The sequence below is a fragment of the Mycobacterium sp. AZCC_0083 genome, assembly GCF_014202335.1.
Classification (GTDB): domain Bacteria; phylum Actinomycetota; class Actinomycetes; order Mycobacteriales; family Mycobacteriaceae; genus Mycobacterium.
Genome location: NZ_JACHGP010000007.1, coordinates 204,718 through 221,228, shown reverse-complemented (window position 1 = coordinate 221,228; position 16,511 = coordinate 204,718). Strand labels below are relative to the sequence as shown.

General features: G+C 66.4%; 17 protein-coding genes and 2 pseudogenes. 11 read left to right on the top strand and 8 right to left on the bottom strand.

Annotation, left to right across the window (positions count from 1 at the left end):
* Positions 1-28 precede the first annotated feature (28 nt).
* Together HNP02_RS18875 and HNP02_RS44060 are read right to left on the bottom strand one after the other, a co-directional pair.
* Complete coding sequence (locus tag HNP02_RS18875) at positions 29-1,702, bottom strand: nitrite/sulfite reductase (RefSeq protein WP_184441247.1); 1,674 nt, start codon at positions 1,700-1,702, stop codon at positions 29-31.
* Between the two features lie 124 nt (positions 1,703-1,826).
* A complete protein-coding gene (locus tag HNP02_RS44060; protein ID WP_375373690.1) occupies positions 1,827-1,931 on the bottom strand; it encodes an Ms4527A family Cys-rich leader peptide in 105 nt (34 codons plus the stop codon).
* Between the two features lie 255 nt (positions 1,932-2,186).
* Between HNP02_RS44060 and hemW the strand changes: the two genes are divergently transcribed.
* Entirely contained in the window at positions 2,187-3,368 is a 1,182-nt protein-coding gene (gene hemW / locus HNP02_RS18870; RefSeq protein ID WP_184441245.1) for a radical SAM family heme chaperone HemW, read from the top strand.
* 4 nt (positions 3,369-3,372) lie between these two features.
* On the opposite strand, the pseudogene HNP02_RS18865 reads toward hemW, so the two are convergent.
* Together HNP02_RS18865 and HNP02_RS18860 are read right to left on the bottom strand one after the other, a co-directional pair.
* Positions 3,373-4,779, bottom strand: a pseudogene (locus HNP02_RS18865) (HNH endonuclease signature motif containing protein).
* A 198-nt stretch (positions 4,780-4,977) separates the two neighbouring features.
* Positions 4,978-5,976 carry a hypothetical protein gene (locus HNP02_RS18860; RefSeq protein WP_184441243.1) on the bottom strand — a complete coding sequence of 333 codons (999 nt, stop codon included), beginning with the start codon at positions 5,974-5,976 and terminating at the stop codon, positions 4,978-4,980.
* A gap of 189 nt (positions 5,977-6,165) precedes the next feature.
* Here HNP02_RS18860 and HNP02_RS18855 point away from each other — a divergent pair, with 189 nt between their 5' ends.
* On the top strand, positions 6,166-6,747 hold the full coding sequence (locus HNP02_RS18855; RefSeq protein WP_255506668.1) for a TetR/AcrR family transcriptional regulator: 582 nt from the start codon (positions 6,166-6,168) through the stop codon (positions 6,745-6,747).
* Positions 6,748-6,749: 2 nt separating this feature from the next.
* Positions 6,750-7,169: a hypothetical protein gene (locus HNP02_RS18850; protein ID WP_184441240.1), complete on the top strand. Its 420-nt coding sequence runs from the start codon at positions 6,750-6,752 to the stop codon at positions 7,167-7,169.
* Positions 7,170-7,182: 13 nt separating this feature from the next.
* Here the strand turns inward: HNP02_RS18850 and HNP02_RS18845 are convergent, their stop codons facing one another.
* A complete protein-coding gene (locus HNP02_RS18845; protein ID WP_184441238.1) occupies positions 7,183-7,821 on the bottom strand; it encodes a DUF305 domain-containing protein in 639 nt (212 codons plus the stop codon).
* A 138-nt stretch (positions 7,822-7,959) separates the two neighbouring features.
* On the opposite strand from HNP02_RS18845, the gene HNP02_RS18840 reads away from it, so the two are divergent.
* Positions 7,960-9,405 (top strand): M28 family metallopeptidase, encoded by a 1,446-nt coding sequence (locus HNP02_RS18840; protein ID WP_184441701.1) that lies wholly within the window; start codon positions 7,960-7,962, stop codon positions 9,403-9,405.
* Positions 9,406-9,582: 177 nt separating this feature from the next.
* Here the strand turns inward: HNP02_RS18840 and HNP02_RS18835 are convergent.
* A pseudogene (locus HNP02_RS18835) lies at positions 9,583-10,008 on the bottom strand (alpha/beta fold hydrolase); the annotation flags it as partial.
* Positions 9,980-10,123: a hypothetical protein gene (locus tag HNP02_RS44055; protein WP_375373689.1), complete on the bottom strand. Its 144-nt coding sequence runs from the start codon at positions 10,121-10,123 to the stop codon at positions 9,980-9,982. The pseudogene HNP02_RS18835 and the gene HNP02_RS44055, both read right to left, overlap by 29 nt.
* 234 nt (positions 10,124-10,357) lie before the next feature.
* Between HNP02_RS44055 and HNP02_RS18830 the strand changes: the two genes are divergently transcribed.
* The 4 genes from HNP02_RS18830 to HNP02_RS18815 all read left to right on the top strand — a co-directional run bounded on the left by HNP02_RS18830 (position 10,358) and on the right by HNP02_RS18815 (position 12,956).
* The gene (locus tag HNP02_RS18830; protein ID WP_309241617.1) at positions 10,358-11,122 is read left to right on the top strand and encodes a peptidase; all 765 of its coding nucleotides are present in this window, start codon (positions 10,358-10,360) and stop codon (positions 11,120-11,122) included.
* 188 nt (positions 11,123-11,310) lie between these two features.
* A complete protein-coding gene (locus tag HNP02_RS18825; RefSeq protein ID WP_309241616.1) occupies positions 11,311-12,045 on the top strand; it encodes a transglutaminase family protein in 735 nt (244 codons plus the stop codon).
* 39 nt (positions 12,046-12,084) lie between these two features.
* Positions 12,085-12,297, top strand: a complete 213-nt coding sequence (locus HNP02_RS18820) for an MbtH family protein (protein WP_184441236.1) — start codon at positions 12,085-12,087, stop codon at positions 12,295-12,297.
* 35 nt (positions 12,298-12,332) lie between these two features.
* Positions 12,333-12,956 carry a DUF998 domain-containing protein gene (locus HNP02_RS18815; RefSeq protein ID WP_309241615.1) on the top strand — a complete coding sequence of 208 codons (624 nt, stop codon included), beginning with the start codon at positions 12,333-12,335 and terminating at the stop codon, positions 12,954-12,956.
* On the opposite strand, the gene HNP02_RS18810 is transcribed toward HNP02_RS18815, so the two are convergent.
* Positions 12,953-13,267: a type II toxin-antitoxin system VapB family antitoxin gene (locus HNP02_RS18810; RefSeq protein WP_184441234.1), complete on the bottom strand. Its 315-nt coding sequence runs from the start codon at positions 13,265-13,267 to the stop codon at positions 12,953-12,955. The two genes, HNP02_RS18815 and HNP02_RS18810, sit on opposite strands and share 4 nt — an antisense overlap.
* Before the next feature lie 157 nt (positions 13,268-13,424).
* Between HNP02_RS18810 and hrcA the strand changes: the two genes are divergently transcribed.
* Genes hrcA through HNP02_RS18795 form a run of 3 tightly spaced genes read left to right on the top strand, consistent with a single transcriptional unit; the run spans position 13,425 to position 16,407 of the window.
* Entirely contained in the window at positions 13,425-14,456 is a 1,032-nt protein-coding gene (gene hrcA, locus HNP02_RS18805) for a heat-inducible transcriptional repressor HrcA (protein WP_184441232.1), read from the top strand.
* A 43-nt stretch (positions 14,457-14,499) separates the two neighbouring features.
* Positions 14,500-15,645 (top strand): molecular chaperone DnaJ, encoded by a 1,146-nt coding sequence (dnaJ, locus tag HNP02_RS18800; RefSeq protein ID WP_184441230.1) that lies wholly within the window; start codon positions 14,500-14,502, stop codon positions 15,643-15,645.
* 9 nt (positions 15,646-15,654) lie between these two features.
* Positions 15,655-16,407 (top strand): 16S rRNA (uracil(1498)-N(3))-methyltransferase, encoded by a 753-nt coding sequence (locus HNP02_RS18795; RefSeq protein ID WP_184441228.1) that lies wholly within the window; start codon positions 15,655-15,657, stop codon positions 16,405-16,407.
* Positions 16,408-16,511 lie beyond the last annotated feature (104 nt).

Genomic DNA, 16,511 nt, shown 5'->3' with positions numbered 1-16,511 from the left:
CTGTGTCCTCTGCTCTTCGCGCAAGCGCTCATCGCAAATCCGCCTCGTCTGCTCGTACTGCCCAGGTAGCGAAACGCTCACCATGCTCGCGTTGTTTCACGAAGTTGCGAACCACCCGCTCGATGTAGTCGCCGAGCTCGGTGCTCGTCACCTTGTGCTGGCGCAGTTTGCGACCGAATCCGCTGTCCAGACCCAGGCTGCCGCCGAGATGGACCTGGAAGCCCTCGACCGGGCCGTCACCGTCGTCCACCATCTGGCCCTTGAACCCGATGTCGGCGACCTGGATGCGCGCGCACGAGTTCGGGCAGCCGTTGATGTTGACCGTCACCGGCACGTCGAGTAGGGCGTTGATGTCCTCGAGCCGCTGCTCCAACTCGGGGACCAGCGTTTGGCTGCGCTTGCGCGTCTCGGCGAACGACAGCTTGCAGAACTCGATGCCCGTGCAGGCCATCAGATTGCGTCGCCAGTGCGACGGCCGCGACGGCAGGCCCAGCGCTTCCAACCCGTCGCGCAGGTCATCGAGCTTGTCGTCGGCGACGTCGAGGATGACCAGCTTCTGGTACGGCGTGAACCGGATGCGATCCGAACCCGCAGCTTCGGCGAGGTCGGCGATCTTCGACAGGATGGTCCCCGACACCCGCCCCGCGATCGGCGCGACGCCAACGGCGTTCAGCCCGTTCTTGATCCGCTGCACTCCAACGTGGTCGATGGGGCGCGTCACCGGTTCCGGTGCGGGGCCGTCGATCAGGGGCCGCTTCAGGTACTCCTCTTCGAGGACCTTCCTGAATTTTTCGATGCCCCAGTCCTTGATCAGGAACTTCAGCCGCGCCTTGGCCCGAAGCCGCCGGTAGCCGTAGTCGCGGAACACGCTGACCACGCCTTCCCAGACATCGGGCACTTCGTCGAGCGGCACCCAGGCACCGACCCGCTGGCCGAGCATCGGGTTGGTGGACAGCCCGCCGCCGACCCACAGGTCGAAGCCGGGGCCGTGCTCGGGGTGGTTGACGCCGATGAACGCGACGTCGTTGACCTCGTGCACCACGTCCTGCAGGCCCGAGATCGCGGTCTTGAACTTGCGCGGCAGGTTGGAGTACTCCGGCTTGCCGATGTAGCGGCGGACGATCTCGTCGATCGCGGGGGTGCCGTCGATGACCTCGTCGAGCGACTCGCCGGCCAGCGGTGAGCCAAGCACGACGCGCGGGCAGTCGCCGCACGCCTCGGTGGTGTACAGGCCGACCTCGTCGAGCCGCCGCCAGATCTCCGGCATGTCCTCGACCTGGATCCAGTGGTACTGGACGTTCTCGCGGTCGGAGATGTCGGCGGTGTCGCGGGCGAACTCCGTGGAGATGCCGCCAAGCGTGCGCAGCGCGGCGGCGGTCAATGCGCCGCCGTCGCAGCGCACGCGCAGCATGAAGTACTCGTCCTCGAGCATGTCGGTGTTGTCGTCACCGGTCCAGGTGCCGTCGTAGCCGGGCTTGCGCTGTGTGTAGAGGCCCCACCAGCGGAAACGGCCGCGGAGATCGCCCTTGTCGATGCTCTCGAAGCCGCCCTTGGCGTAGATGTCCTCGATGCGGGCCCGCACGTTGAGCGGGTTGTCATCCTTCTTGGCCTGCTCGTTGGCGTTGAGCGGCTCGTGGTAGCCGAGCGCCCATTGGCCTTCGCCCTTGGGTCGCTTGGCAGGCTTGGCGTTTGCCTGGGTCATTGATTGGCCCCTTCATGGAGGAGCGGGCCCTTGGGGTCGCGCGTTCACCGGTGGCTGGCCGGCGGCGCAGATCCGGCGGGCCAGCTGAAAGTACTTGGGTGGGCTGGGTCCTAGATCAAGCGCGTCAAGGCAGACAGCAACAGCTACATACGCGCTTGAAGTCGATGTGCCGCCGCGCCACGAGCGATACGCGGCTGGTGGAGCTGATGGCGGCAAGCACGTCGACCATTGTGCCACGGACCGTGTCACCGGCCCTAACCGGGACAAACTTCCGCTCAGCGTGAGTAAATTGCTGTCTGATCCTTGACCAAGAGGCTCATTCGGTACACATGGAATCTCCTTGCAGATTGGTCGCTAAAGGCACTCCTGAGGCCAGAATCGCGGTTCTGTCGAGGCATGTCATCGCTGCTGGCACCCCATCGGCACCCCTGCCAAGTGGAATCCGCGCGATTTGACGGGCGCTGGCCGAGTAACACTTGGTGGTATGACGGTCCGCGCGGCACGTGCCAGCCTCCCTGGCCTGGTATCCACACCGAGCAGGCCGTTCGGCATCTACGTCCATGTGCCGTTCTGCGCGACCCGATGCGGGTACTGCGACTTCAACACCTACACGCCGTCTGAGTTGGGCGGGGCCAACCCAGACGGCTGGCTCGCAGCGCTTCGCATCGAGCTCGCCATGGCCGCCGAGAGGATCGGCGCTCGCTCGGTCCAGACCGTGTTCGTCGGCGGAGGCACCCCGTCCCTGCTCGGCAGTTCCGGGCTCACGTCAGTGCTCGGTGCCATCCGCGACAACTTCGATCTGGCCGATGGGACCGAGGTCACCACCGAGGCGAACCCGGAATCCACCTCACCGCAGTTGTTCGCCGAGCTGCGTGCTGCCGGCTTCACCCGGATCTCGCTTGGCATGCAGTCGGTGGCGCCGCACGTGCTGGCGACGCTGGACCGGGTCCACTCCCCGGGTCGGCCGTTGCGCGCGGCGGCCGAGGCCCGCGCCGTCGGGTTCGACCACGTCAACCTCGATCTCATCTACGGGACACCGGGGGAGACGGACGACGACTTGGCTCGTTCCGTCGACGCCGCAATCGACGCAGGCGTCGACCACGTGTCGGCGTACGCGCTCGTCGTCGAGGAGGGCACCGCGATGGGCCGACGGGTGCGGCGCGGTGAGATGGCCGCGCCCGACGACGACGTGAACGCCCGCCGGTACGAATTGCTCGACGCACGGCTTTCCGATGCTGGCTTCGACTGGTACGAGGTGTCGAACTGGAGTCGTCCCGGGGGCGAGTGCAGGCACAACCTCGGCTACTGGGACGGCGGGGAGTGGTGGGGTGCCGGGCCCGGTGCGCACGGCTACGTCGGCTCGACGCGGTGGTGGAATGTCAAGCACCCCAACGCGTATGCGAAATCGCTTGCCGATGGCGTGCTGCCAGTCGCGGACTCCGAGGAGCTGACTGCCGCCGACCGTCACACCGAGGACGTGATGTTGCGGCTACGGCTGCGCCAAGGGCTGCCGGTCGGCGTGCTGACCGACGCCGAGGCCGCCCGCGCCAGCGTGGCCGTGTCCGACGGACTGGCCGTGCGTCACGCCGACCGCTTGGTCCTGACTGACCGCGGCCGTCTGCTCGCCGACGCGGTTGTGCGCGACGTGTTGATTGCGGGGGAGTAGCCCCCTATTGCTCGTCTGGGCCGACGTCGTCGTCGGGGTCGGTGAGCATGCGTTCGGGGTGGTGGTAGTCGTTGGTGGTTGGTCGGTTGGTGGGCAGGTGTGGTGGTCAGATCCATTGGGTGCGGCCGTCGGGGAGTTGTCGGGTTTCCCAGCCGTCGGTGTTGATGATCCGGTTGTGCGGTCCACAGGCCAGGGTGAGGTCGTTGATGTTGGTTAGTCCGCCGGCACCCCAGTCCAGGGTGGCGTGGTGGGCTTGGCTGCGGTCGGCGGTGACCGTGCACCCCGGGTAGGTGCAGCCCCGGTGTTTGGCCGCCAGCACCAACCACTGTCCGGGGGAGGCGGTGCGCTTGGCGCGGAACAGGTTGAGCGGAATGTCGGTGCCCTGATCGAACACCGCCAGATACGGGTGTGCGTGGGCAGCCATCTGGATCACGTCGGCCATGGGCAGCAGGACGCCGCTGGCGGTGATGGCGTGCCCGGTGCCGGCTTCCAAATCGTGGAGGCTGGTGGTGATCACGATGGTGGTGGGTAGGCCGTGGTGGGTGCCGAGTTGACCGGAGGCCAGCAGGGCTTGACCCATCGCGGCCAGGGCGTCGTGGCGGCGTTGGGCCGGGGTGCGGTGATCTTTGTCGATGGTGGCTTGGTCGGGGTCGCCGTCGATGACGGGGGTGTCGTCGTCGGGGTTGCACTTGCCGGGGGCTGCCCAGCCGGTCATCACGGCATCCCAGATGGCCCGGGCCTGCGGATCCAGGTAGCCGCTGATGCGGCTCGTGCCGTCGGGGCCTTGCGAGCCGACGGTGATGCCGCGTTTGCGGGCGCGGTCGGCGTCGGTGAAGTCGCCGTCGGGGTGCAGGTAGGCCAGCAGCAGTGTGGCGGCTTGGCGGAGTTCTTCGGGTGTGAGGGTGCTCCCGACGCGGGCCAGGGAGGCTTCGGCCTTGTCGCGCTCGGCGCGGGGGACCGCATCGGGCAGGTGGCTGAAGAACCCGCGGATGATCGTGATGTGTTCGGCGCCGATATGGCCGCGGGCTTGCGCGGCCGCGGTGCGCGGCAACAGCGGCTCCAGCGGCTCACCGAGCAACGACATCCGCGGGCCGAGGTCGGTGGCGCAGTCGATGCGCCGGCCGGCTTCGGTGCGGCTGATCCGCAACCGGTCGGCCAGCAGATTGGTGATGGTGGTGGCGCCCAGGGTGATGGGGTTGGCTTCGGCCTTGAGTCGGTTGATCACCTGATGCCCCGACACGGGCAGCCGGCGGACGGCGGTTTCGGTGCGGTCCAGCACGTCCAACAGCTGCTGGTGGCTCAGTGCGCTCACGTCTAGGCAGGTGAGTGCGTCGACCGCGGCGTCGAGGGCATCGAGCACCCGAAGGTGGTCTCCGTGGTCCTCGTAGTCGGGGACCGCACTCAAACCCATACCCGAACACTAGTTCGAACGACCGACAAGCAGGCCAAGAATGTGACGCCTGAAGCCTAAGTGACACAAGGGATTACGAGCTGTGGATGAAATGTCGGCCTGTGGATGAATTCTGCACGCGGCGACGAAATCGTGTAGTGGTCCCGCCCTCCGTGCACCGGGCCGTCCGTATGGTCCTGACCGACTGTGCGGCGGCGTCTAAACGCCGCCCGTCGACGACTCGTCGCCTTGAGCGTGATTTTGGCGGCGCTCCTCGCGACTCTTCAGAATCCGCTTTGGCAGCCGGTTGACCAGGTCGCTCATCGGCGCCACTGCCGTCGTCATCAACGTGACGGCCTCGTCGAGCTCGGTCACGGCGCTGCCCATGTGGTCGATGCTCGGCGTCAGCTCCGCTAGGACGTCCGTCAGTTTGGTAACGGCGTCCAACGGCCCGCCCGGCGCGATGGCGCGTTCGATCGCACCGCCCTCGCCGATCAGCTGATCGATCAGTCCACCGTCAATCGCTGCCCGGTCGAACACGCCACCGGTGGCGGTGAGCTTGTCGAGGATCCCGTCCCTGCGGGCCAGCTTGTCGAGCACACCGTCGGACTCGGTGAGCTTGTCGAGCACGCCGTCCGGCTCGGTGAGCTTGTCGAGCACGCCGTCCTTGGCCATCAGCTTCTCGAGCACTCCGTCCGGTGCGGTGAGCTTGTCGACGACGCCGCCCTCGGAGGTCAGGCGTTCGAGTACGCCTTCGTTCTCGGTGATCTGGTCCAGGACGCCGCCGTCGCGGGTGAGGCGATCGAGCGGCCCGCCTTCGCTGGTCAGTCGACTGACGATGCCACTGTCGCTGGTCAGCTTGTCGAGCAGGCCGCCGGGCGCAGTGAGCTTGTCCAAGATCCCGCCGTGCTCGGTTAGTCGATCTACCGCGCCACCCGGTTGCAGCACTCGGTCCAGCGGTCCACCTCGGGCGATGACGATCCCGATCGGCCGATCTGGCTCGAGTAGCGATGCCAGGCGCTGTAGCGGCTGCATCGGTTGCATCGGCGCACCCGTGAGATCCGAATTCTCCACGTGCAACGCCGATTTCACCTCGGACTCCACGTTCTGCACCGCGAAACGTGTGACGGCGATGCCACCCTCGACCGCGGACATCGCCGCTCCTGCGGTCGCGAATGCGAGGCGCAAGGGCGTGGAGACGATCGATTTGGCGTCCATAGTCGCTGATCGTAGGCGGTGGATGCCAGCGACTGACCCGTGTGGGAGTTCCGGCCGCAAACCTCCACGCTACGGTTAGGCAACACTTATTTGTTTGTTTGGAGTGCGCATCACCGCAGTGCCCGTCGACATCGGCGTCGCAGTGCAGGCGGTGTTCTCGGCGCCGATCGCCGGACACGGAGACTTCTGTTGAAGGACACGGCCGCCACGCCGCAGCCCGCGCTGCGTAAGGACGCCGCGCGCAATCGCTGTCGCACCATGGATGCTGCGCGGGCTCTGGCAAGTAGCCGGAAACCATTGCAGCTCAACGCCGTCGCGCAGGCAGTCGACGTCGGCGTCGGCACCGTCTACCGCCGCTTTCCGACCCCAGAAGCGCTGATCGAGGCCCTCGCCGAGGACCAATTCACCGTCCTGATCCGACAGGCCGCTGCAGCGCCACCCACGCAGCAGGGCCCACGAGACTTCTTGAAGACCGCCTTGGCCGCCTACGTGCGTGACGACGCGTTCGCCGCCGCTGTCACCGATCCGAATCCCGCCTCGGCCGAGAGTCAGCAGCTTCGCCAACGGTTGCAGGACGGGCTTCGCGACCTGCTCGAGCGGACGGCCGCGGCCAATGCCGTGCATCCAGCTCTCACGGTCGGCGACGTCATTCTCCTGCTGTGCGGAATCGGCTTCGCGATCCGTCACGCTCCCGACCCCGATGAGCCCGATCTGGCCGACCGCTATCTCAGCGCCCTACTCGACGGTGTCCTCACCCGCGGCGAAGAGTGATCGTGCCCGGCCCGTTGCCCCAGTCCGTGCGTTGGTCGGTGTGGTGCTGGCTGGCGGCCGTGGCATGCGGAGTGCTCGAGGCACTACTCAACGCGATGACCAACCCGGATTACGGCGTGGCCGTGCAACTTTCAATTCGCGCGGTCGTCTACGTACTCGTCACTCTGTTGATCGTGCGGCTGCGCAAGGGCGAACGCTGGGTGCGGCTCGCATTGACGGTGCTCCTGGGCGTCGTCGGGATGGCTTCCCTGCTCGCGGAACCCATTTCGTGGTTGGTCGCGGGCGGTGAGCCCGCGACCTTCCTGGCGGCGGCCGACGGGCCCACCTTGGCGGTGGTGGCATTGCGGGCGATACACGTCGTTGCCGTCGTCGGCGGGCTCGTGCTGATGCACAGCCCGTCGGCCAACAGGTTCTTCAGGTGAAACCCTTGGCGCGTCACTCCGTGGCGCTCACCAGATTGTTCATCTGGGCGATCTCTCTCTGCTGAGCGGTGATGATCATCTCCGCCAGTTTCTTGGCGTCCGGATTCTGACCATCGGCGATCTCGGTGTGGGCCATGGTCACCGCGCCCTGGTGGTGGTCGATCATCGACGTGAGCCACAGCTCGTCGAAGGCAGGCCCGGTCAATGACTTGAGCTGAGTCATCGTCGCGTCGTCGACCATGCCGGGCATGACGCCGTCGACCATGCCTGGCATGCCGGGCATCGTCATACCGCCGTGTTCGTCGTGGTCGGTCGTAACGGGATGGTCGGTCGCAACGGGCTCACCCCACTGCGCGAGCATTCCCGTCATCGTCAGAATCTCGGCCTGCTGATCCCACGAGATGTGCGTGGCCATCATGCGCACGTCGGGGTTCGTGGTCCTGGACGGCACCATCGCCGCCATGTCGACGGCTTGCCGGTGATGCGGAAGCATGCCTTTGGCGAAGGCAACATCGGCGGCATTGTGGTCGGCTGATTGCGAGGCAGAGGCCGGGTGGTGACCGGCATGTTCGTCGTGGCTGGTTGAACCGCACGAGCTCAGGGCCGCAACCATCGCCAGTGCGGCGGCTGCCCTCAACAAGTTCGGCGACATGAAACGAGCCTAGGCTCCGGGTCGACACAGTCCACCCGTCGACGTGAACGGCACCGCACGCGGACGCGCTAACGTGGGCCGGTGGGGAGAACATCGAAGGCAATCGCCGTATCGCTTGCTGCCGTGATCACTCTGGCAATGCTTAACGGCTGTGGTCGCGAGACCCAGCCTGCCGAACCCAGCACGCCAACGTCGCAGGCGTCGGGTTTCGCGGGAACGTTGGAGCAGCGAGTGTCCACCGACGCGGTGATGGCACACCTGACCAAGTTGCAGCAGATCGCCGACGCCAACGGCGGGAACCGGGCCGCCGGTACGCCCGGTTACGAGGCGAGCGTCGACTACATCGCTGATACGTTGCGGTCCAAGGGCTTTGACGTCCAGATCCCCGAATTCGAACTGCGGTTGCCGTTCGCGGACCCACCGACCCTCACCGTCGGCGGCACGATCGTCGACTCGAAGCCGCTCGAGTACACCGTGGGTACCCCGCCGGACGGTGTGCGGGGACCGCTGGTGCCGGCGCGCGTCGAGGACACCCCTGGCTGCACCGCGGCCGACTACGACGGGTTGCCCGTCGCTGGCGCGGTGGTGCTGGTGGATCGCGGCAAATGCCCGTTCGCGGACAAGCAGACTGCCGCTGCCGAACGCGGTGCGGTCGCCCTGATCGTCGCGAACAACAGCGATGGCAAGCAGTCGCTCGGCACGCTCGGCCCGGGCACCGATGTCAAGATCCCGGTCCTCAGCGTCAGCAAGGCCGACGGCGCGCGGCTACGCGCCCGGCCAGGCGACACCACGATCAAGCTCAACGCCGGGATCAAAACGGTGAAGACCCGCAACGTCATCGCCCAAACCAAGACCGGGTCACCCCACGACGTCGTGGTCGTCGGTGGACACCTGGACAGCGTGCCCGCCGGGCCGGGTATCAACGACGACGGCTCCGGCGTGGCGGCGGTGCTGGAAACCGCCGTGCAGCTGGGGAGTTCGCCGGACGTCAAGAACATGGTCCGGTTCGGGTTCTGGGGTGCCGAAGAACTCGGCCTGCTCGGCTCGGGGGACTACGTCCAATCGCTTGACGTCGAGGCGCTGAAGGACATCGCCCTCTACCTGAACTACGACATGATCGCCTCGCCGAATCCGGGCTACTTCACCTACGACGGCGACCAGTCGGCGCCACTGGACCGTGACCAGAACCCGCCCCGGGTGCCGGAGGGGTCGGCTGGCATCGAACGTGCCTTGGCGGCCTACCTCAGGAATGCGGGGAAGACGCCACAGGACGTTCCCTTCTCGGGTAGCTCCGACTACGAAGGGTTCACCAGGGCGGGCATTCCCGCCGGCGGAGTGTTCACCGGCGCGGTGTCCGACATGACTGCCGAAGAGGCCAAGTTGTGGGGCGGAACGGCAGGAGCGCCGTACGACCCGAACTACCACCAGAAGACCGACACCATCGACCACATCGATCGCACTGCACTGGAGATCAACGGCAAGGCCGTGGCGTACTCGGTCGGGTTGTACTCCCAAGGTGTGGGTGGGCCCAACGGCGTTCCGGTCCGCGACGACCGCACCCGTCACGTGGTGGCCAAGTCCTGATCTGGGCTGTAGCGGCCCGACCAGGCTCCCGTCTGCACCCTCGCCTCGCTGACCTGGCGACGGGCGCAACGTCCGCCGGTGATCCAGCCGGCGATTAGAACGGGTCCTTGATGTCTGACCACGCGTCGTCCTCCACCGCAACGCAGTTGGCCCAAAACGGTGTTCGAACGATTCGCCCGCAGCGGGTACGTCGTGAGCGGCCGTCTGCCAGTGACGAGTAGGCGTTCCACATCTCGCCGGCGCGTAGTGAATGGATGCCAGCCGAATGAGCCACGACCCAAGCCTGTTGCCGATGTTGAGCACCGGTGGCGGCGCGACCACCAGCAGGATCAGCTCCGCTACGGGCGCCGACAGGATCCTCAATATCCAGCTCAGGTCGGGGCCAAGGCCGCCGCTGCTGACGAGAACCAGTCGCTGGCAGTAATCACGATGCTGATAGGTGAACTGCATCGCCACACCGCCACCAAGCGACCGACCGATCACCGTCGCCCGCGTGATGCCGAGCTCATCGAGCAGATCACGCAGCCATGCCGCGAACGCTCCCAGCGAATAATCACCGCACGGCTTGGCGGATTCACCGTGTCCGAGCAGATCCGGCGTCACCACCCGGTATCTCTTCAACAAGTGCGGCAGGACCGACCGCCAGGTCGCCGAAACTTCCCGCCTCCCGATAGGCAACCCGGTCGCCGTGCAGATCGAGATACTTCATCTCGCTCACGCGAACCCGTCTCCACCCAATGGTGTTCGGGCGCCTTGGCGCAACGTCATGAAGTCCGCTTCCCAAGCTTCAAGTCGACGCCAACTCAACCTACGGTCCCGTAGGTTATCGGCCAGTAAACATGTGAACGTCTGTCTGTTCAGCCTCGACTGAGACAACGCGCGAATCACCGTCGAACGCCAGGCACCGATCCAGATGTCTAGCCGTTGCCGTTCATCGAGCGGCGTAGGCTGGGTGTTCGCGAAGGAATTCGGGGCAGGGGTGCATTACGTGACCTACTGTATCGGCGTAATGCTTGACAAGGGCATGATTTTCGCCTCGGACTCGCGTACCAACGCCGGGGTCGATAACTTCGCCAAGTTCTGCAAGATGACGGTGTTCGAGCGTCCCGGCAATCGCGTCATCGTCTTGCTGAGTTCGGGAAACCTGGCAGGAACCCAGGCCGTCATCAGCCTGTTGACGCAGCGTTGTTCTGACGGCGACGCGGCCACCAATCTCTTGGGTGCCCGGACGATGTTCGACGTCGTGCGGCTGGTCTCCGACGCGATGCGCGATATCGAGAAACGTGACGCTGGGTACCTGGAAGAGAACAACATCCGCTTCAATGCCTCGTTCATCGTCGGTGGGCAGATCGGCCGCGAGCCGATCCGGCTGTTCCGGATCTATGCCGAGGGCAATTTCATCGAAGCCGGGATCGACACGCTCTTCTTTCAGACCGGTGAAACCAAGTACGGAAAGCCGATCCTCGACCGAGTGCTTACGCAAGACACGCCTCTGGCGGACGCCACCAAGTGTGTGCTGGTTTCTTTCGATTCGACCATGCGCAGCAATTTGTCGGTCGGTATGCCGATCGACCTGATTTGCTACGAGCGGGACAGCCTCGAAGTGCGGGGGCGGCGGCGATTCGATGAGGGGGACCCCTATTTCACCGCGCTGAGCGACGAATGGGGCGAAGGTGTGCGGCAGGCGTTTCGCCACTTGCCCGAGCTGCCGTGGTGACGTGGTGACGTGGTCAGCACGATGGACAGCTCCATCATCACCTGTGGGCACGGGAGTCGGCCACGCGCGACCTCACCCCTGTTGGAAATCGGAGACAAATGATGCGAATTCACCTCGGCTTCGAAATGATCTACGACTGCCCGCAGCCGACCCCGATGATGTTCAACCTCAACGTCCATTTCACCCGGGTGTCCGATCTCGTCGGCCGTGACGCCCTGGTGTTCGACCCGCCGGTCCCGGTGGCGGCCTATCGTGACGGCTTCGGCAACTGGTGCGCCCGCATCGTTGCGCCAAAGGGCCGCACGAGCGTCTCGGCGGATGCGCTCGTCAACGACACAGGAGTCCCCGACGTCATCGTCCCCCAGGCGCAGCAGATTCCTGTGCCGGACCTGCCCGAGGAGACGCTTGTCTTCCTGCTCGGGAGCCGCTACTGCGAAACCGATCGGCTATCCGAGTCGGCGTGGAATCTCTTTGGACAGACACCAACGGGATGGGGCCGCGTTCAGGCAATTTGCGATTACGTTCACCGACATCTCACGTTCGGCTATGAACACGCGCGCATGACCCGGACTGCTCTGGAAGCCTTTGACGAGCGGATCGGCGTCTGCCGTGATTTCACGCATCTTGCCGTTGCCTTCTGTCGCTGCATGAACATTCCTGCGCGCTACTGCACCGGGTACCTCGGCGACATCGGTGTGCCCCCGACGGACGAGCCGATGGATTTCTCTGCCTGGTTCGAGGTATTCCTCGACGGGCAATGGCATACCTTCGACGCGCGCCACAACACGCCGCGCATCGGCAGGGTGTTGATCGCGCGTGGCCGCGACGCCGCTGACGTCGCGCTCAGCAACACCTTCGGTCCCGCCACATTGACGAGCTTCAGGGTATGGACCGACGAGGTACCCACCTTGGCGCCGACCTGACCGACGGTTCGCCATCGGCGCGATCAACGAGGAGATTCGATGAGCAACAACCCATTCGATGACGAGGCGGGGACGTTCTTCGTCTTGGTGAACGACGAGGACCAGCACAGTCTGTGGCCAACGTTCGCCGACGTACCCGCGGGCTGGCGGGTGGTGTTCGGTGAGAGCATCCGTGCCGACTGCCTGGCCTTCGTCGAGGAGAACTGGACCGACATGCGGCCACGCCACCTGCGCGAAGCCATGGCGGACTGACTCGGGACCTTCTGCGGTCTCTACCGTTGGGAAGCGTGACCCTCCGGATCGGGGCCCTGTCGTTGGTCGTCTCAGCACTCGCGTACTTCGTCGCGGAGGCCGTCGCCGCCTCGGCCATGTCCAGGTACGGCTACGCGACCGACTACATCAGCACGCTTGGGGCACCCGGCCTGTCACCGCTCGCCCTTCTGATGAACGCCGCGTTCGTCGTTCAGGCAATCCTGTTTCCGGTAGGCGCGGCGCTGATGGTGAGGGGGAGTCAGGCAGGCAGGGCGTCGGTGTTCCTGGTCTTCGCCGTGCTCAACGGCATCGGGAACTTCCTCGTCGCCACGTGGCACAGCGGTCCGTCCGGCACCGGCCCCGATTGGCATGGGGTTGGGGCGTTTCTGGCGATCGCGGGCGGCAACGTGGCGGTCATTCTCGGAACGCTGGCGTTTCGGCGGGTAGGTGTGTCGCGGACCTACCTCGCGGTGGGCGTTGCGCTCGGCGCGCTGGGCCTGGCATGCCTTCTCGGGTTGATCTTCGACACATCGCTAACCGTCCTGCCGATCGGCATCTGGGAGCGCGGCAGCGTGTACTCGATCTACGTCTGGCAGGCGGTCACCGCGCTGTACTTCCTGCGCTTTCACGCCGAGCGCATCGAGGCGCAGGCGGCCTAGACCTGCTGAGCGAGCGGCAGATCCATGTCGAAAACCCGGGCGTGCAGCACCGTCCGATTGCGCAATGCGGCCCGCACCGCCCGGTGCAACCCGTCCTCCAGATAGACCACGCCCTGCCACCGCACGGCGTGTGGGAACAGGTCGCCGAAGAAGGTCGAATCCTCCGAGAGCAGGCGGTCGAGCGCCAGCACGGTGGTGGTGGTGACCAGCTCGTCGAGCCGGATCTGCCGCGGAGGGATCTGCGCCCATTGCCGACCGGACAGGTTGTGCTCGGGATACGGTTTGCCGTCGCGGACGCCCTTGAAGATCACGACAGGACCTTCGCTGACGGGCAGACCCGCAACCTCGGCGTCGACATGAAAGCGAGATTAATCCCCTGCGCGCGCGTTGTCCTCGTCACCCGAAGTCCGTTCCGGCGCGGTCAGCGCTGCTAGTGCCCGTAAAATGAGGGCAACCGGGAGGTGAATCATGGGAAGTGCCGACGACCGTCGCTTCGAGGTGCTGCGCGCCATCGTCGCGGACTTCGTCTCCACCAAGGAGCCGATCGGGTCCAAGAGCCTCGTCGAGCGCCACAATCTCGGGGTGTCGAGCGCCACGGTGCGCAATGACATGGCGGTGCTGGAGGCCGAGGGATACATCGCCCAACCCCACACCAGTTCGGGTCGCGTACCCACCGAGAAGGGCTATCGCGAGTTCGTCGACCGGCTCGACGACGTGAAGCCGCTGTCCTCCGCCGAGCGGCGGGCGATCCTGACGTTCCTGGAGTCCGGCGTCGACCTCGACGACGTGCTGCGGCGCGCGGTGCGGTTGCTCGCGCAGCTGACCAGGCAGGTCGCCATCGTGCAGTACCCGACGTTGTCGACGTCGACCGTGCGTCACCTCGAGGTCGTTGCGCTGACCCCGGCCCGGTTGCTGCTGGTGGTCATCACCGACACCGGCCGGGTCGATCAGCGCGTCGTCGAACTCGGCGACGCCGTCGACGACCTGCAGCTGTCGCAGCTTCGCGAGCGCCTCGCCTCCGCGCTGGAGGGCAAGCCGCTGTCCGCCGCATCGATTGCCGTTGCGGACCTGGCCGTCCAGCTCGACGGCAGCGGCGGGCTGAGCGACGCGGTCGGCCGGGCCGCGACGGTGCTGGTCGAGACCCTGGTCGAGCACAGCGAGGAGCGTCTGCTGCTGGGCGGCACGGCCAACCTGACGCGCAACACCGCCGACTTCGGCGGATCGCTGCGGTTGGTGCTCGAAGCACTCGAGGAGCAGGTGGTGGTCTTGCGGTTGCTGGCCGCGCAGCAGGGAGCCGGTAAGGTCACGGTACGAATCGGGCACGAGACCGAGGCCGAACAGATGGTTGGAACGTCGGTGGTCAGCACGACGTACGGCAGCCTTGGCAAGGTGTACGGCGGCATGGGTGTGGTCGGTCCCACGCGAATGGACTATCCGGGAACCATTGCCAACGTCGCGGCGGTTGCTCTCTACATAGGCGAAGTCTTGGGCACCCGATAAGGGGTGCGAGTAGCCGCGTGACGCGGCATGGGAAGGGTTTGGCGTGGCACGCGATTATTACGGCCTGCTCGGAGTGAGCAAGGGCGCGACCGATACGGACCTCAAGAAGGCGTATCGCAGACTGGCGCGCGAGTTGCACCCAGACGTCAACCCCGACGAGGGCGCGCAGGCGCGATTCAAGGAGATCAGCGTCGCCTACGAGGTGCTCAGCGATCCGGAGAAGCGCCGGATCGTCGACCTCGGCGGCGACCCGATGGAGAGTGCTGGCGCGTCGGCGGGCAATGGGTTCGGCGGGTTCGGCGGACTCGGCGACGTGTTCGAGGCGTTCTTCGGCGGGGGCGCAGGCTCCCGTGGGCCGATCGGACGGGTACGGCCAGGTTCGGATTCGCTGCTGCGGATGCGGGTCGATCTGTCCGAGTGTGCGACTGGGGTGACCAAGCAGGTCACCGTCGACACCGCGATCCTCTGCGACGTGTGCATCGGCAAGGGCACCCACGGCAACAGCACCCCGGTCACCTGTGACACCTGCGGCGGGCATGGCGAGGTGCAGAGCGTGCAGCGCTCGCTGCTCGGCCAGGTGATGACGTCGCGGCCGTGTCCGGTGTGTGGCGGCGTCGGCGAGGTCATCCCCGACCCCTGCCACCGCTGTGGCGGCGACGGCCGGGTCAGGGCCCGCCGCGAGGTCAGCGTCAAGATCCCCGCAGGCGTCGGCGAGGGCATGCGCGTTCGGCTGGCGGCCCAGGGCGAGGTGGGACCCGGCGGCGGCGCCGCGGGCGACCTGTACGTCGAGGTCCACGAACAACCCCACGAGATCTTCATCCGTGACGGCGACGACCTGCACTGCACCGTCTCGGTACCGATGGTCGACGCCGCATTGGGCACCTCGGTGTCCGTCGACGCCATCATCGACGGGCCTACGGAGATCACCATCGCGGCAGGCACGCAGCCGGGTTCGGTCGTGTCGTTGCGGGGCCACGGCATGCCGCACCTGCGCTCCGGGGTGCGCGGCAACCTGCACGCGCACGTCGAGGTCGTCGTGCCGTCGCGGTTGGATCCTCAGGACACCGAACTGTTGCGCAAGCTCAAGGAGCATCGGGTCAGGGACTCGGTCGAGGTGAAGTCGACGCGTTCGACGGCGGCAGGCGGCGGGTTGTTCAACCGGTTGCGTGAGACCTTCACCGGTCGCTAGGCGCTCGCGATGAGTCGCGCGCTGTTCTACGTCGATGAGCTGCCCGAGGTAGGTGGGCTGGCCGTCGTCGACGGTGACGAGGGGTTCCACGCCGCCAACGTGCGCCGGATCCGGCCCGGTGAGGAACTCGATCTCGGCGACGGCGCGGGCACCGTCGCACAGTGCGTGATCGAAGACGCCGCGAAGGGCCGCCTTTCGGCCAGGGTGCTGGCGCGCCGGACCGTCGAGCCACCCAGTCCTCAGATCACCGTCGTGCAGGCGCTGCCGAAGTCGGACCGCTCCGAGTTGGCGGTCGAGCTGGCCACGGAGGCGGGCGCGGACGCGTTCGTCGCGTGGCAGTCCGACCGCTGCGTGGCCCGCTGGGACGGCTCGGCGAAGGTCGACAAGGGGTTGAAGCGGTGGCGTGCCGTGGCGCGGTCGGCCGCCCGCCAATCGCGCCGCCCGTACGTGCCTGCGGTCAGCTCGCTGGTGTCGACAGCCGAACTCGTCGCCGAGGTGGGCGCTGCGACGGGAGATGGCGCGATGGTGCTGGTGTTGCACGAGTCGGCGACCCGGCCGCTGACCGACGTCGCCCTCGAACGCGCCGAGGCACTGATGCTCGTCGTCGGCCCCGAGGGTGGCATCAGCGACGACGAGCTCGCCGCACTGTCGGCAGCCGGTGCGACGGTCATCCGCCTTGGCCCGACCGTGCTGCGGACATCCACCGCTGCGGCGGTGGCCCTCGGCGCGCTCGGCGTGCTGACGCCGCGCTGGGCGTTCTGACCTACAGGTTCAGTGCCTGCGGTTGCCCTTGATGACGCGCATCAGCATCGAGGGGGGCGCCCGCAACCGTCGCACTCACATCGGTTCCCGCACCTGTCCCGGCT

Coding starts and splice junctions, on each gene's coding strand:
- HNP02_RS18875 (WP_184441247.1), bottom strand. CDS start 1,702: ATGACCCAGGCAAACGCCAAGCCTGCCAAGCGACCCAAGGGCGAAGGC.
- HNP02_RS44060 (WP_375373690.1), bottom strand. CDS start 1,931: ATGGTCGACGTGCTTGCCGCCATCAGCTCCACCAGCCGCGTATCGCTC.
- hemW (WP_184441245.1), top strand. CDS start 2,187: ATGACGGTCCGCGCGGCACGTGCCAGCCTCCCTGGCCTGGTATCCACA.
- HNP02_RS18860 (WP_184441243.1), bottom strand. CDS start 5,976: ATGGACGCCAAATCGATCGTCTCCACGCCCTTGCGCCTCGCATTCGCG.
- HNP02_RS18845 (WP_184441238.1), bottom strand. CDS start 7,821: ATGTCGCCGAACTTGTTGAGGGCAGCCGCCGCACTGGCGATGGTTGCG.
- HNP02_RS18840 (WP_184441701.1), top strand. CDS start 7,960: ATGCTTAACGGCTGTGGTCGCGAGACCCAGCCTGCCGAACCCAGCACG.
- HNP02_RS18820 (WP_184441236.1), top strand. CDS start 12,085: ATGAGCAACAACCCATTCGATGACGAGGCGGGGACGTTCTTCGTCTTG.
- hrcA (WP_184441232.1), top strand. CDS start 13,425: ATGGGAAGTGCCGACGACCGTCGCTTCGAGGTGCTGCGCGCCATCGTC.
- HNP02_RS18795 (WP_184441228.1), top strand. CDS start 15,655: ATGAGTCGCGCGCTGTTCTACGTCGATGAGCTGCCCGAGGTAGGTGGG.